Here is a 300-nt window from a genome sequence, read left to right on the forward strand (position 1 = left end):
AGTTTCCTCAAGAGCGTCGTCCGAACAGGTTAAAGCCCCCTCACCCAGCGCGTTCAAAAAAGCACGCGCGGCGCGATCATCCCCTGTGGTGGCAACCGGTGTAGCTACAGTTTGCGCCGTTAATGTCACTTCAACGCGGGGCGGCGGAGCGACAGGTGCAACATCCAATGGCTCTTCTGGAATTTCAACGATGGGCGTGGGAACAGGGGCGTCCGCAAAAGGGTCCGACGACGAAGCCTCCTGTGTATCGGAATCCTCAATAGGACCAAAATCTCCAAAGTCCCAGTCATCAGGAATGGC

At 56.7% G+C, this 300-nt stretch carries 1 protein-coding gene; it reads right to left on the reverse strand.

Annotated features, from left to right (window positions below; genetic code table 11):
- Positions 1-300, reverse strand: a 300-nt coding sequence (locus AB9F29_RS22120) for a hypothetical protein (RefSeq protein WP_369757278.1), incomplete at both ends; no start/stop codon positions are given.

This window comes from Falsihalocynthiibacter sp. S25ZX9 (assembly GCF_041205405.1).
GTDB lineage: Bacteria > Pseudomonadota > Alphaproteobacteria > Rhodobacterales > Rhodobacteraceae > Falsihalocynthiibacter > Falsihalocynthiibacter arcticus.